This window comes from Intrasporangium sp., from assembly GCF_039812505.1.
Lineage (GTDB): Bacteria > Actinomycetota > Actinomycetes > Actinomycetales > Dermatophilaceae > Intrasporangium_A.
Map to the genome: position 1 here is coordinate 1 of NZ_JBDIAQ010000093.1, position 14040 is coordinate 14040.

The window sequence follows — 14040 nt, forward strand, 5'->3', positions numbered from 1 at the left end:
GCGCCAACTTTCCGGCCGTGGTCGGGTTGTGGGTGGTGGGGTGCCCGGGTGGGCGCCAACTTTCCGGCCGTGGTCGGATTGTGGGTGGTGGGGTGCTCGGGTGGGCCCCAGCTTTCCGGCCGTGGTCGGATTGTGGGTGGTGGGACGCCCGGGCGGGCGGTCACCCGCCGCGCCGAAGGAGGATGCCGCTCAGCCGGTTCGGTGCCGTCGCCCCGCGGCGAGCGGGGACCGGGGTAGCGGAAGCCGGCTGAGCGGCATACCCCCCTCAGGGGCGGGCCGTCCGGGCGGCGACGTCGCCCTCCTTGGCGAGCCAGTCGAAGATGTGTCCGACGGTCCAGTCCGGCGCCTCGAGCTGGGGCATGTGCCCGACGTCCTCGGCGACCTCGAAGCGCCAGAGCGGGTTGAGCGCGGCGATGCGGCGCGCTGCGGCGAGCGGCACGAGCCGGTCCTGCGCGCCGTGCAGCAGCAGCACCGGCACCACCATCCGCTGGGTGAGGTCACGGATTCGGCGCCCGTGCGCCAGCACGAACAGCAGCGACCGCGTCGCCACGACCAGCTCGGCGTCACCGTCGGGACAGTCCTCGTCGCGCTCCCGGGCCAGCGCGAGGTGCTCCTGCCAGAGCTCGGCCGGGATCCGGTGGGAGTCGACGCAGCTGAGACGCAGGATCGCCTTGGCCTGCTCCTCGGCCGACATGAAGGAGCGCCGCCGGGCCATCACGACGTTGCCGAAGGCGGGTATCGCGTAGCCGGTGAAGATCAGCGCGACCAGCGGGTCCGGGGGAGAGGCGATCCCGAAGGGGAGCGCCGGGTCGACCAGGACCAGCCCGGCGACCAGGTCGGGCCGGGCCTCGGCCACGAGCAGCGAGAGCAGCCCGCCCATGGAGTTGCCCACCAGCACGACCGGGTGGCCCACGACCGTGTCGACGAACCGCTCGAGCAGCCGCCGGTTCCCCTCGATCGTCGGCGAGGTGCCCACGGCCCGGGTCCGGCCGAACCCGACCAGGTCGACCGCGAGGACCCGGCAGGACTGCGCCAGGGCCGGGCCGACCGCGGCCCAGTTGAGCACCGACCCGCCCAGGCCGTGCACGAGCAGCAGGGTCGGGGCGTCCCCGGGCCCGCCGTAGTCGACGTAGTGCACCGGCCCGTCGAGGTCGACCCACACCCTCTCGAAGGGGGGCCGCATGGATCCGGACTGCTGCAGCGGGGGCTCGCTCACCTCCTCATTCTGGCTCGCCGCACCGCGGGTGGATCAAGATGGGCCCCAAGCGAACCCACCGGGCCGGCACCCGACCGGCCTTGACAGGCCGGGCGACGGGCCCGACGATGAGGTCCATCCGAGAACTGACGGATGCGTCAACCATGGAACAGATGCTCAGCGCCGAGAGGAGACTGGCTGTCGCGGGCGGGTGGCGGTCAGGTGAAGGGACATGGCACGACCAAGCGTCGAGGTGGAGCGCCGCGAACAGATCCTGCGCGCCGCCTGCGAGGTGATCCGGGACAAGGGGATCAACGCCTTGCGTGTCACCGACGTCGCCGAGCGGGCGGGGATCAGCACGGGCTCGGTGCACTACTACTTCGAGACCAAGCGCGCCCTGACGCACGCGGCCTTCGAGTGGAACTTCGACAGGTCGCTCGCTCGCCGGCAGCGGATCCTGACCCGCCGGGCGAGCCCGCGCGAACGGCTGCGGGCCTTCGTCGACTCCTACCTGCCCCGGGACGAGGAGACCACCGCGGCCTGGCAGGTGTGGGCCGAGACCTGGGTCGAGGCGCTGCACGACCCCGACCTGCGTGCCCTCAACGAGCGGGTGTACGGCCAGTGGCGCTCGATGATCACCGGGATCATCCGCGACGGCCAGGCCGAGGGCAGCATCGTCGAGCAGGACCCGGTGCTGCTGGCCAACCTGGTCGTCGGCCTGGTCGACGGGCTCTCGATGCAGGCGCTCGTCGGCACCCGGCACATGACGTGGGCCCGGATGCACGCCGTGTGCGAGCACCTGATCGACTCGATCTCGACCTCCTCCCCGCGGCGGGTCAGCTCTTGACCCCGCGCGCCGGTCGCGGTCGGATGGGCGGGGAACGCCGAGGCTTGACACGCGGCACCGCGCTGCCTCATCCTTGGACAGAGGATAACTGACTCGTCAATCAACATTGACTGTACGTCAGAATTGACTGTACGTCAGACACGCTGTACGTCAGAGACCGAACGTCAGACACCGTCCATCAACCACTGCCCATCACCCCTGGCAAGGAGCCCCGTATGTCCCGACCCGTCACCGATGGCATCGACCTGACCGACGTGCAGCAGGAGTTCGTCGCACTGGCAAGGGAGTTCGCCGCCAAGGAGATCCGGCCTCGATCCCGCGAGATCGACGAGGCGGACACGGTGGCCCCCATGGACCTCTGGGAGAAGGCGGCCGAGGTCGGTCTCACCTCCTACATGCTGCCCACCGAGTACGGCGGCGGCGGGATCACCGACCTCGTGACCCAGTGCCTCGTGCAGCAGGAGCTGTGCTACGGCGACATCAGCATCGCCAACTTCCTCACCTCGAGCGCCTTCTTCTCCGAGCCGATCCTGCACCTCGGCAACGAGGAGCAGAAGCAGCGGTACATCTCCATGCTCACCGACGGCGTGCCGCCCGTGACCAGCGTCGCGGTGACCGAGCCCGGGGTCGGCTCCGACTCCGCCAGCCTGCAGACCCGGGCGGTCCGCGACGGCGACCACTACGTGCTCAACGGGCAGAAGACCTGGATCTCCAACGCCCCCCTGTCGCGGTACTTCGTCGTCTTCGCGACCATCGACCCGACGCTGCGCTCGCGCGGTGTCACGGCCTTCCTGGTCGAGCGCGACCGTGAGGGCCTGGCCGTCGGGGCCCCGATGAAGAAGTACGGGCAGCGCGGCACGCTCAACGCCGAGGTCTTCCTCGAGAACGTCCGGGTCCCCGTCGAGAACCGCCTCGGCGCCGAGGGGCAGGCCTTCTACGGGCTGATGGGCACCTTCGACGCCTCCCGGATCCTCATCGGGGCCGGTGCCACCGGCCTGGCCCGGGCCGCCCTCGACGCGACCATCGCGTACGCGCACGAGCGCACCCAGTTCGGCAAGCCGATCATCGAGCACCAGGCCGTCGCCTTCCGGATCGCCGACATGGCGGCCCGCACCGACGTGGCGCACCTCGTGACGATGCGGGCGGCCCGGCTCTTCGACGCCGGCAAGAGCACCCCGGACATCTCGGCCATCGCCAAGCTGACCGCCTCGGAGAACACCACCTGGGTCTGCGACGCGGCCCTGATGACCCACGGCGGGTGGGGCTACTCCCGCGAGTACTTCCCCGAGAAGTGGCTGCGCGACGCCAAGCTCGAGGAGATCGAGGAGGGCACGTCCGACATCCAGCGCCTGATCATCTCCCGGGCCGTCAGCAAGCCGACGGTGGGTCGATGAGCGCCGACCTGCGCGTCTTCTCCGACCCCAGGTCCGTCGCCGTCGTAGGCGCCTCCGCCGACACCGCCAAGTGGGGCTACTGGATCGCCCGCGGGGCGCTGCGCGGCGCCCACCGGCGACAGGTCCATCTCGTCAACGCCAAGGGGGCGGTGATCGAGGGAACGCCGTCGGTGCGCAGCCTGGGCGACCTCGACACGGCTCCCGAGCTCGTGGTCCTCTGCGCGCCCGCCCACACCGTTCCCGCGGTCGTCGACGAGGCACTGGCCATGGGGGCGAAGGGCTTCCTCGGCATCACCGCCCACATCGACGCGGCCAACGGGCAGCCGGGCCTCGAGCAGGAGCTCGCGGCCAGGATCCGCGCGGCCGGAGCTCGGATCGTCGGCCCGAACTGCCTCGGCATCTACGACGCCGCGGCCGAGCTGGACCTAGTCTGGGGCAGCTTCACCCCCGGGGAGGTCGCCATCGTCTCCCAGTCGGGGCAGCTCGGCCTCGAGCTGTCCGGTCTGGCCGCACACGCCGGCCTGGGCATCTCGCGGTTCGTGTCCATCGGCAACCAGGTCGACGTCACGGCGCGCGACCTGCTCGAGGACCTCACCCACCACGAGTCGACCCGGGTCGTGGTCCTGTATCTCGAGAGCTTCGCCGAGGGACGCGAGCTCGTGTCGGTCCTCGCGCGGCTGCGCGAGGCGGGCAAGCCGGTCATCGTCCTGACGGTCGGCGCGAGCGACGCCAGCCGCTCTGCGGCCAAGTCCCACACAGGGGCGATGACCGCGTCGACCGACGTCGTGGCGGCGGCCTGCGCCGCAGCCGGGGCCGTGCTCGTCCAGACGCCCGTCCAGGCCGTCGACCTGGCCCACCTGCTGCTGGGCAGCCCACTGCCGCAGGGCCGCCGGGTGGCCATCGTCAGCGACAGCGGCGGGCAGGGCGCCCTGGCGGCGGACACCATGGCCCGGGACGGGCTGCTGGTCCCGCAGTTCACGTCGGGCACCGCCGGCCGTCTGGCCGAGCTGCTGCCGGCGGGCGCCGGCGTCGGCAACCCGGTCGACCTGGCCGGTGCCGGCGAGCAGGACCTGACCACCTACGCACGGGTCGTCGACACGATCCTGGGCAGCGGCGAGGCCGACACGGTCGTGCTGTCGGGCTACTTCGGCTGCTACGGGGCGGACACGCCCTCCCTGCTCGACCGGGAGCTCTCGGTCATCACGAACCTGGCGGACTCCGTTCAGGCCCACGGCCGCCCGGTCGTGGTGCACAGCATGAGCCACGACTCGGACGCGGTCCGGCACATGCGCGCCCGGGCCGTCCCGACCCTGCACACCATCGACGCGGCGTCCCGGTCGATCGCGCTCGCGGCGACGCTCGCCGCCCGCGACGGCCGGCAGGCGGGCGTCGTCGCCCCCGGTGGCGCCCGGGCGGGTGAGACGGCGGGCTACCTCGACGCCCGAGCCAGGCTCACGGCATACGGCGTCAGCTACCCGCAGGCCCGTGAGGCGACCTCACCCGAGCAGGCCCTCGAAGTCGCCCGCGAGCTGCGGACCCCCTTGGTGCTCAAGGCCGGACACCTCGAGCACAAGACCGAGGTCGACGGCGTCAGGATCGGGATCCCGACCCCCGAGCAGGCCCGGGACGCCTACGTCGAGATGTCCGAGCGACTCGGCGCCGGGGAGTACGTCCTCGAGGAGATGGACACCCGCGAGGGCACCGTCGAGCTGATCGTCGGCTCGCGACGGGACAGCTCGTTCGGGCCCGTCGTCGTCGTCGGGCTCGGTGGCATCCATGCCGAGCTCTACCGCGACGTGGCGCTCGCGCTCGCTCCGGTCAGCGCCGAGGCTGCCCTGCGGATGATCACCTCGCTGCGCGCGCTCCCCCTCCTCCAGGGCTTCCGGGGGCGGCCGGTGGTCGACATCGAGTCGGCGGCCTCGGTGGTTGCGGCCGTGTCGCGGCTGATCGCCGAGCAGCCGGACGTCGCCGAGTGCGAGATCAACCCGCTGCGCGTCGGCCCCACCGGTGCCGTTGCGGTGGACGCCCTCCTGGTGGCCGCCCCCCGGCCGCCGGCCGAACCGACCGATACCGAGCTGGACCGAGTCAAGGAAGAGACACGATGATCGAGAAGTCACCGCTGCAGGAGTTCGCGGGGCAGACCGCGCTGGTCACCGGAGGCGGGTCCGGCATCGGCCGGGCCATCGCCGTCCGGTACGCCGCCGGCGGCGGCAACGTCGTCGTCCTCGGGCGCCGGATCGAGCCGCTGCAGGAGACCGCCCGGCTCGCTCAGGAGCTGGGGGTCCGGACCGACGTCGTCACGTGCGACGTGCGCGACGCCGCCGCCGTGACGGCGGCCGTCGACGGGGTGGTCGCGAAGTTCGGCGCCATCGACGCGCTGGTCAACAACGCCGCCGGCAACTTCATCTGCGCCGCCGAGGACCTGTCGCCCAACGGCTGGAAGGCCGTGGTCGACATCGTCCTGAACGGCACGTTCTACGGCACCCGCGCCGCCGGGCGGCACATGCTCGCCGCCGGCCGCGGGGCGATCCTCAGCGTCATCGCCAGCTATGCGTGGACCGGCCACCCCGGCACGGTGCACAGCGCAGCCGCCAAGGGCGGCGTGCTCGCGATGACCCGCACCCTCGCGGCCGAGTGGGGCTCGCGCGGCGTCCGGGTCAACTGCGTCTCGCCCGGCCCGACCGAGACCGAGGGCGCCGGTGCGGCGCTCTGGCCGACCGACGAGGACCGCGCCCGGGTGCTCGCGAGCGTCCCGGCCGCGCGCTTCACCACCCCCGAGGAGGTCGCGGAGTCCGCGGTGTTCCTGCTGGACCCGCGCCGGGCGGCATACATCACCGGCGACGTCCTGTCGGTGGACGGCGGGCAGTGGCTCGGCAAGGCCGTCTACTCGGACAGCGCGGCAGGTGAGCGGAAGTGACCGGGTCGATGGTCGACACGTCGCAGACCGCCCCGGCAGCGGGGCCCGTCCGGATGACGGGTGGGCAGGCGCTCGTCGCGGCCCTGGCGGCGAACGGGGTGCAGGTGGCCTTCGGCATCCCCGGTACGCACAACCTCGAGCTCTACCGCTACCTCGGCGACCACGGCATCCGCCACGTCAGCCCGAGGCACGAGCAGGGCGCGGGCTATGCCGCCGACGGCTACGCCCGCAGCTCCGGCCGCCCCGGCGTCGCCCTCGTCACGAGCGGCCCGGCGGTGCTCAACGCGGCGGCCGCCATGGGACAGGCCTACTCCGACTCGATCCCGATCCTCGTCGTCTCCCCGGGGCTGCCGGTGCGCCACCCGGCGCTGGGCAACGGCATCCTGCACGAGACGAAGGACCAGGGTGCCGCGGTGGCCGCCGTCGCCGCCGCGAGCATCCGCCCCACGTCGGTGGCCGAGATCCCCGTCGCCGTGGCCCAGGCGTTCGCGATCTTGCGCTCGGGCCGGCCCCGCCCGGTCCACCTCGAGATCCCGCTCGACGTCCTGGCCGAGCAGGCCGAGGTCACGATCGTGACCGGCACCCCGACGGCACCGGCCGGCGCCCCCGCCGAGGCGGTCGCCGCCGCGGCCCGGCTCCTCGGCGCAGCGGCTCGTCCGGTCCTGCTCGTCGGTGGCGGCGCACGGTGGGCCGCATCGCAGGTGCGCGCCCTCGCCGAGCGGCTCGGCGCGCCGGTCGTCACGACGACCAACGGCAAGGGCGTCCTGCCCGACGACCACCCGCTGGCGCTCGGCGCCGGCATCCACCTGGCCGCCGTCGCCGACCTGGTCGCCCAGGCCGACGTCGTGGGCGTCATCGGTGCCGAGCTGGCGCCGTCCGACATGTGGAACGGGCCGCTGCCGATCACCTGCCCGGTGGTGCGGGTGGACGTCGACCCGGTCGGTGTCGTGACCAACGTCGTCCCCGACGTCGCGCTCGTCGGCGACGCCGCACGCACCCTCGATGACCTGCTCGCCACGCTCGACCCGGACGGTATGCCGCCCAGCTCGGTCCCCGGCGACGCCTCCCAGCAGCCGGGCGGGGTGAGCAGTGCCGCGGCCGAGACTGCGGCGCAGTGGCGCTCGCGCAAGGCCGACGACGCCGCAGCCGAGGGCGCCGAGTGGCTCGAGATCGTCGGCGCCCTCGCGGAGGCCCTGCCCCGCGACGCCGTCCTGGCCGGCGACAGCGCCATGGTCTGCTACTACGGGGCGATCTCGAACCTGCCCGCGTACCAGCCGTCCTCGTTCCTCTACCCGGTCGGGTTCGGCACGCTCGGCTACGGGCTGCCCGCCGCGATCGGCGCCAAGGTGGCCCACCCCGACCGACCGGTCGTGGCACTGCTGGGCGACGGTGGCGTCATGTTCACCGTCGCCGAGCTGGCCACCGCGGCCGCCCTCCGGCAGCCGCTGCCCGTCGTCATCGTCGACAACTCGGGCTACGGCGAGATCCGCAACGAGATGATCGACCGCGACGACCCCGTGCGGGCGGTCACCTTCGCGGCGCCCGACTTCGCCGCGCTGGGCCGCGCCCTCGGCTGCCGGGGCGTGACCGTCACCTCTCCCACGGATCTCACCGACGCGGTCCGCGCGGCCCTGACCGTCGACACCGCGACCGTGATCCACGTCGTCCACGACGACCCCGCCTCAACCATTGCCGAAGGAGCCCGCCGATGAGCGCACCCGCCCTGCCCGACACCCCCGCCCTGCTCGAGATCACCTGGACCGACCCGGTCACCGGCCGCAAGGGGTACGTCGTGATCGACACCCTGGTACGTGGCCTGGCCAGCGGCGGCCTGCGGCTGCGCGAGGGCTGCACCCTCGACGAGGTGCGTGGGCTCGCCCGCGGGATGACCCGCAAGGAGGCCCTCGTCTACGACCCGGCCGACAAGTACGTCCCGCTCGGGGGCGGCAAGGGCGGCATCGACGTGGACCCGGCCGACCCGGAGGCGACCAACGTGCTGCGCAGGTTCCTGGCCGCGGTGCTGCCCGTGGTCCGGGCGCAGTGGAACACCGGCGAGGACTTCGGGCTGCGCCAGGAGACGATCGAGCAGGTCGCCGCCGAGCTCGGGATGCCCTCCACCGTCGAGGCGGCCTTCGCGACGATCCCGGACGCCGCGGCGTCCCGGGCGGCGCTCGCGCAGGCCTTCGGCACGATGGTCGGGGGGATCAGCCTCGGCGACCTGGTCGGCGGCTACGGCGTCGCCCAGGCCGGCCTGGCCGCAGCCGCACGGCTGGGCAAGGCGCCCGAGGAGACCACCGCGGTGGTCCAGGGGTTCGGGTCCATCGGCGGCGCGGCCGCGCGCTACCTGGCCGAGGCCGGCGTGCGTGTGGTGGCCGTGGCAGACCGGGAGGGCCTGATCCGCAACGACGCCGGGCTCGACATCGAGGCGCTGCTGGCCGCCCGGGACGGTCTCGGCGTGATCGACCGGGCCGCCCTGCGCGACACCGACACGGTCGGTGACCGCGACGACTGGCTCGCCGTGCCGTGCGACCTGCTCGTGCCGGCCGCGATGTCCTACGTCATCGACGAGGACGACGTCCCGAGGATCGACGCCGGTGCCGTCGTCGAGGGCGCCAACATGCCGACCCTGCCCGCGGCCGAGGCCGCGCTCGCCAAGCGCGGGATCCCGGTCGTGCCGGACTTCCTGGCCAACGTCATGACCAACGCCTGGTGGTGGTGGATCGTCTTCCAGGACATCGAGCCGAACGCCGAGGCCTCCTTCGCCAAGATCCGGGGGGTCATGCACCGGCTCGTCGAGACCGTCACGGCCGACGCCGCCGAGTCCGGCTGCACCCTGCGCGAGGCGGCCCTGCACCTCGTGGACCGCAACTCCAAGGCCCTGGCCGAGCGGGTCGGCATCACGGCGTGAGAAGCCCGGTGGTGGTCCGCGATGCGTGACCGGGCCTCGCGTCCCACCGCCGCGCTGGCCGTCGCCGCCCTGGTCGCGATCACGGCGGTCTGGGGGTCCAGCTTCGCCATCACGAAGGACCTGCTGACCCGGCTGCCGGTCACCGACTACCTCGCGCTGCGCTTCCTGCTCGCGGCACTGGTCGTCGGGATGGTCCGCCCGCGCCTCGTGCTGCGGGCGGACCGGGGCGTCCTGCTGCACGGCGTCGCCCTCGGGGGTCTCTACTTCGTCGGCCAGCTGCTCCAGTTCGTCGGGCTGCAGTACACCGCCGCGACCGTGTCGGCCTTCATCGTGTCGATGTATGTCGTCTTCACCCCGTTGCTGGTGGCCCTGGTGTCACGCACGTGGCCACGCGCCCGGACCGTCGTCGCGAGCCTGCTGGCCATCAGCGGGGTCGCGGCGCTGTCGCTGCAGGGACTCGCGATCGGCTGGGGTGAGCTGTTGACGCTGGTTGCCGCCCTGCTGTACGCCGCCCACATCGTCGTGCTCGGCGGGTGGACCAGTGTGCGGTCGGCGTACCCGCTGACCGTCGTGCAGCTGCTGACCATGGGGGTGTGCTTCCTCGCCGTCTCGGCGCGTGACGGCATCACCCTCCCGGTGGGGGGCGACTGGGTCGCGTTCCTGTACCTCGCGACCGTCGTCGGGGGCCTGACGATGCTCGTGCAGACCTGGGCGCAGGCGCACATCGGCGCGGCCCAGGTGGCCGTGCTCATGGTCCTCGAGCCGGTCTGGGCGGCCTTCTTCGGCGTGACCTTCTGGGGCGAGCAGCTCGCCCCGAGGGTCCTGCTCGGGGCGGCCCTCGTCCTGTCCGGGCTGGTCATCATCACGACCCGGCACCGTCGCGGGGACCGCACGGGGCCGGCGGGCCCGCGGCCGGCGGGCGTGCGGTCGCCGGGCGCGCGGTCGCCGGGCGTGCGACCGGAAGGCGCGCGACCGGAAGGCGCGCGACCCGGGAGGGCCGCGACCGGGGAAGGGGCCGACCCGGGTGGGGTGAGCCCGCCCGATCAGGGGGTGAGCCCCAGCCGACGGCCGGCGAGCTCGTAGAGGATCTCGACGCTGCCGCCGCCGATGCCGATGATGCGCACGTCGCGGTACTGGCGCTCCACCTCGGTGCCGGCCATGTACCCCATGCCGCCGAAGAGCTGCACCGCCTGGTGGACCACCCACTCCCCGGCCTCGGCCGCGGTGTTCTTGGCGAAGCACACCTGCGGGACCAGGTCGCCGACCCGTTCACCCTCCTCGAACCGGTCGACGACCGCCCGCGTGTAGGTCCGGGCGACGTCGACCCGTCCGGCCATGCGGGCCAGCGTGCCCTGCACGCTCTGCCGGGCGATCAGCGGTGCGCCGAAGGTCTCCCGCCGCCGGCACCAGTCGGCGGCCAGGTCGAGGCAGCGCTGGGCCTGCGAGTAGGCCTGGGCCGCCAGGCTGATCCGCTCGGACAGGAACGCCGTGCCGATCAGGGCGAAGCCGGAGTTCTCGGCACCGACGAGGTGGCTCGCCGGCACCCGCACGTCGGTGAAGGACAGCTCGGCCGTGTCGGACGAGCGCCACCCCATCTTGTCGAGCCGGCGCGTGACCTCGAAGCCGGGCATCCCCCGCTCGAGGACGACCAGGGAGAGCCCGTGGGCCCGGGGCAGCTGCGGGCCGCCCGTGCGCACCGCCGTCGTGACGAAGTCGGCGCGGCACCCGGAGGTGATGAACGTCTTGGACCCGTTGACCACGTAGTCGCCGCCGTCACGTCGGGCCGTCGTGCGCAGGCCGCCGAGGTCGGACCCGGCCCCCGGCTCCGTGATCGCCAGCGACCCGACGGCCTCGCCGGCCAGTGCCGGACGTACCCACCGGTCGATCTGGGCGCGGTCGCCCGCCGCGACGATGTGGGGGCAGGCGATGCCGGCCGTGAAGAGCGAGGCGTGCACCCCCGCCGCGCCACCGGCCTCGTGGAACGCCTCGACCACCGTGACGACCTCGCGCAGGCCGGCGCCGCCGCCCCCGGCGTGCTCGGGGAAGCCGACGCCGAGCAGCCCGAGGCGCCCGGCCCGGCCGGACAGGTCGCGCGGCAGCTCGCCGCCGCGTTCCCAGTCGTCCTGGTGGGGGAGCACCTCGCGCCGGACGAACTCGGTGGTGGTCGCGCGCAGCGCCTGCAGCTCCGGCGTCTGCCAGTCCCGGCGGCTCATGCTCTCTGCCCTCCCGTTCCCGCCGATGCGGATCTCGACCGTTCCCCGACCCGGCCCTTCCCCGGGCCGGCGTCCGCAGGGGTCTGCCGGGCGCGGACCTTCTCCTTGGTCGCTCCGGCGAACACCTGCGCGAAGGTGAGCCAGTGCGCCGTCTCGCCCTGTGCGACCAGACCGGTGTCGTGCAGCTCGCGGCGCTGCGCGACGACGAGGCAGAACTCCTCGGCGGTGCCGCGCACCCGATCCGGGGCGTCCTGCGGCCCCCAGGTCCACACGTCGCCGCCCGGCCCGGTCAGCTCGACCCGGAACTGCCCGGCCGGCGGCTCGAGGCCGTTGATCCGGTAGGCGAAGTCGCGGGTCCGCACGCCGAGGTGGCAGATGTCGCGCATCCGGTCGGTCGGGGGCCGCTGCGCGCCGAGGGCGTCCGCGACGTCCTGCCCGTGTGCCCAGGTCTCCATCAGCCGCGCCGTCGCCATCGAGCGCGGGCTCATCGGCGGGCCGAACCACGGCACGGCCGTGCCCGGGTCGGCGGTCCGGAGCGCGGCGGCGAGCGCCTCACGTCCGGTGCGCCACCGAGCCAGCAGAGCGGCATACGGGGGAACGGCGCCCACCGCCGCCATCCGGTCGACGTGGCCGACCGGGTCGGCCGAGGCTGCCGCCACTTCCGTCCGGAACGCCCCGGTGTCGGCGACGGCCAGCAGCGCCACCTCGTCGGCCCACGCCAGGTGGGCGACCTGATGGGCGACGGTCCATCCCGCGGCCGGCGTGTCCCGGCGCCATCCGTCGGCCGGGAGCCCGGCGACGAGCCGGTCCAGGTCCGCGCACTCGTCGAGGAAGGACTGCACGGTCGCCGCCACCACATCGCTCATGACATGGCAGCGTGGCACACGTCCACAAAACAAGCAACCGTGCTTGTTTCTGTCGGCGACGACGGCGGCCCGGACGAGGGGCTACCGTCCTTCCAGGGGACTTCACGTGGCCACCGACCATCGGGAGACGACATGGACCACGGGATCGGCAACTGGGTGACCGTCCAGTCCGTCCGCAACGGGACGCGGGCTGCGCTGGTGGACGCGACGAGCGGGGCGGTGACGACCTACCGCGACCTCGAAGCCCGCACCAACCGGCTCGCGGACGCCTTGAGCCACAAGGGAGTCCGCCGTGGGGACCGGGTCGCGATGCTGACCCTGAACAGCCCGCAGATGATGGAGGTCTACCTCGCGACGGCCAAGCTCGGTGCGATCGGGGTGCCGGTGAACTTCCGGCTCTCGCCACGCGAGGTCGCCTACGTGCTCGACGACTCCGGCGCCATCGTCCTCTTCTCGTCGACGAACCTCGCCGCAACGGCCGATGCCGCGCTCTCGGACAGTCCCTCGGTCCGCCACCACGTCACCATCCCCACGGCGGCCGAGCGGGCCGCCGGGGACGGTGGTGAGTACGAGGCACTCGTTGCCGCCGGCTCCTCGGAGCGTGTGGTGCGTGACGTCGCCGAGACGGACGTCTGCGTGATCATGTACACCTCGGGCACGACCGGCCTGCCCAAGGGCGCGATGCTGACCCACCGCAACTTCTTCTACAACGCGATCAACGGCTTCGGCTTCGGCTCCGGGCTGGGACGCGACGACGTCACGGTGTCGGCCGCCCCGCTGTTCCACATCGGTGCGCTCGGCGTGCACACCCTCCCGTTCCTCTACATCGGCGCATGCACGGTGATCACCGAGGCGTTCACCCCGGGGGGCTGGCTCGAGGCGGCCGAGAGGTACCGGATCACCAAGGCCTTCAACGTGCCGGCCATGTGGGCGGCCATCGCCCAGGCGTTGCCCGGCAGCGGGCGCGACCTGTCCTCGCTCACCTTCGCCGTGGCCGGTGGGGCGCCCTGCCCCATCCCGGTCATCCGGGCGTTGCAGGGCCAGGGGATGGCCTTCACCGAGGGCTTCGGCCTGACCGAGACCTCCCCGATCGCGGCCTGCCTGGCCCCCGAGGACGTGCTCGAGCACGCCGGCTCGATCGGTCGCCCGGTCAACCACAACGAGTTCCGGATCCTCGACGAAGAGGACCGCGACGTGCCGGTCGGCGCGGTCGGCGAGCTGTGCATCCAGGGCGAGAACGTGTTCGTCGGCTACTGGGACCGCCCGGCCGAGACCGCGCAGGCGATGCGCGGCGGGTGGTTCCACACCGGCGACATGGCCCGCGTCGACGAGGAGGGCTACTACACGCTCGTCGACCGCAAGAAGGACATGGTCATCACCGGGGGCGAGAACGTCTACCCGATCGAGGTGGAGCAGGTCATCTACGAGCACCCCGACGTCACCGAGGTGGCCGTGATCGGCGTCCCGGACGAGCAGTGGGGAGAACACGTCACGGCGGTGGTGGTCCTCCGGGCCGGCTCTGCGCTGACCATCGAGCAGCTTCAGGCGTGGACCCGCGAGCGGATCGCCGGGTTCAAGGCGCCGCGCGAGATCCACTTCATCGACGAGCTGCCGCGCAACGCCACGGGCAAGATCCTCAAGCGCCGGCTGCGCGAGCAGTGGGCGGGCACGTCCAGCCAGGTGGTGCGCTGAAGGGCCTG

At 73.1% G+C, this 14040-nt stretch carries 11 protein-coding genes; 8 read left to right on the top strand and 3 right to left on the bottom strand.

Annotated elements, in window-relative coordinates:
• Positions 1 to 265: 265 nt before the first annotated feature.
• Positions 266 to 1216 carry an alpha/beta hydrolase gene (locus WMI84_RS12240; RefSeq protein WP_347353529.1) on the bottom strand — a complete coding sequence of 317 codons (951 nt, stop codon included), beginning with the start codon at positions 1214 to 1216 and terminating at the stop codon, positions 266 to 268.
• A 211-nt stretch (positions 1217 to 1427) separates the two neighbouring features.
• On the opposite strand from WMI84_RS12240, the gene WMI84_RS12245 reads away from it, so the two are divergent.
• The 7 genes from WMI84_RS12245 (at position 1428) to WMI84_RS12275 (ending at position 10344) form a co-directional block, all read left to right on the top strand.
• A complete protein-coding gene (locus WMI84_RS12245; RefSeq protein ID WP_347353531.1) occupies positions 1428 to 2042 on the top strand; it encodes a TetR/AcrR family transcriptional regulator in 615 nt (204 codons plus the stop codon).
• A 215-nt stretch (positions 2043 to 2257) separates the two neighbouring features.
• Positions 2258 to 3436, top strand: coding sequence for an acyl-CoA dehydrogenase family protein (locus tag WMI84_RS12250; RefSeq protein WP_347353533.1), 1179 nt, complete (start codon positions 2258 to 2260; stop codon positions 3434 to 3436).
• The gene (locus tag WMI84_RS12255) at positions 3433 to 5541 is read left to right on the top strand and encodes an acetate--CoA ligase family protein (RefSeq protein WP_347353535.1); all 2109 of its coding nucleotides are present in this window, start codon (positions 3433 to 3435) and stop codon (positions 5539 to 5541) included. Before WMI84_RS12250 ends, WMI84_RS12255 begins: the two co-directional genes overlap by 4 nt.
• Positions 5538 to 6353: an SDR family oxidoreductase gene (locus tag WMI84_RS12260; protein WP_347353537.1), complete on the top strand. Its 816-nt coding sequence runs from the start codon at positions 5538 to 5540 to the stop codon at positions 6351 to 6353. The genes WMI84_RS12255 and WMI84_RS12260 overlap by 4 nt, the downstream gene beginning before the upstream one ends.
• Positions 6350 to 8065 (top strand): 5-guanidino-2-oxopentanoate decarboxylase, encoded by a 1716-nt coding sequence (locus WMI84_RS12265; RefSeq protein WP_347353539.1) that lies wholly within the window; start codon positions 6350 to 6352, stop codon positions 8063 to 8065. The genes WMI84_RS12260 and WMI84_RS12265 overlap by 4 nt, the downstream gene beginning before the upstream one ends.
• Positions 8062 to 9261 (top strand): Glu/Leu/Phe/Val dehydrogenase dimerization domain-containing protein, encoded by a 1200-nt coding sequence (locus tag WMI84_RS12270; RefSeq protein WP_347353541.1) that lies wholly within the window; start codon positions 8062 to 8064, stop codon positions 9259 to 9261. Before WMI84_RS12265 ends, WMI84_RS12270 begins: the two co-directional genes overlap by 4 nt.
• A gap of 21 nt (positions 9262 to 9282) precedes the next feature.
• Entirely contained in the window at positions 9283 to 10344 is a 1062-nt protein-coding gene (locus tag WMI84_RS12275; protein WP_347353543.1) for a DMT family transporter, read from the top strand.
• On the opposite strand, the gene WMI84_RS12280 is transcribed toward WMI84_RS12275, so the two are convergent.
• Together WMI84_RS12280 and WMI84_RS12285 are read right to left on the bottom strand one after the other, a co-directional pair.
• The gene (locus WMI84_RS12280) at positions 10305 to 11474 is read right to left on the bottom strand and encodes an acyl-CoA dehydrogenase family protein (protein ID WP_347353545.1); all 1170 of its coding nucleotides are present in this window, start codon (positions 11472 to 11474) and stop codon (positions 10305 to 10307) included. The two genes, WMI84_RS12275 and WMI84_RS12280, sit on opposite strands and share 40 nt — an antisense overlap.
• On the bottom strand, positions 11471 to 12340 hold the full coding sequence (locus WMI84_RS12285; RefSeq protein ID WP_347353547.1) for a TIGR03084 family metal-binding protein: 870 nt from the start codon (positions 12338 to 12340) through the stop codon (positions 11471 to 11473). Before WMI84_RS12285 ends, WMI84_RS12280 begins: the two co-directional genes overlap by 4 nt.
• A 132-nt stretch (positions 12341 to 12472) precedes the next feature.
• Between WMI84_RS12285 and WMI84_RS12290 the strand changes: the two genes are divergently transcribed.
• Complete coding sequence (locus tag WMI84_RS12290; RefSeq protein ID WP_347353549.1) at positions 12473 to 14032, top strand: long-chain fatty acid--CoA ligase; 1560 nt, start codon at positions 12473 to 12475, stop codon at positions 14030 to 14032.
• Positions 14033 to 14040: the final 8 nt, after the last annotated feature.

What these genes read in the sequence shown, in the direction of transcription:
- WMI84_RS12245 (WP_347353531.1), top strand. Translation starts at nt 1,428, where the DNA reads ATGGCACGACCAAGCGTCGAGGTGGAGCGCCGCGAACAGATCCTGCGC.
- WMI84_RS12250 (WP_347353533.1), top strand. Translation starts at nt 2,258, where the DNA reads ATGTCCCGACCCGTCACCGATGGCATCGACCTGACCGACGTGCAGCAG.
- WMI84_RS12255 (WP_347353535.1), top strand. Translation starts at nt 3,433, where the DNA reads ATGAGCGCCGACCTGCGCGTCTTCTCCGACCCCAGGTCCGTCGCCGTC.
- WMI84_RS12260 (WP_347353537.1), top strand. Translation starts at nt 5,538, where the DNA reads ATGATCGAGAAGTCACCGCTGCAGGAGTTCGCGGGGCAGACCGCGCTG.
- WMI84_RS12270 (WP_347353541.1), top strand. Translation starts at nt 8,062, where the DNA reads ATGAGCGCACCCGCCCTGCCCGACACCCCCGCCCTGCTCGAGATCACC.
- WMI84_RS12275 (WP_347353543.1), top strand. Translation starts at nt 9,283, where the DNA reads ATGCGTGACCGGGCCTCGCGTCCCACCGCCGCGCTGGCCGTCGCCGCC.
- WMI84_RS12280 (WP_347353545.1), bottom strand. Translation starts at nt 11,474, where the DNA reads ATGAGCCGCCGGGACTGGCAGACGCCGGAGCTGCAGGCGCTGCGCGCG.
- WMI84_RS12285 (WP_347353547.1), bottom strand. Translation starts at nt 12,340, where the DNA reads ATGAGCGATGTGGTGGCGGCGACCGTGCAGTCCTTCCTCGACGAGTGC.
- WMI84_RS12290 (WP_347353549.1), top strand. Translation starts at nt 12,473, where the DNA reads ATGGACCACGGGATCGGCAACTGGGTGACCGTCCAGTCCGTCCGCAAC.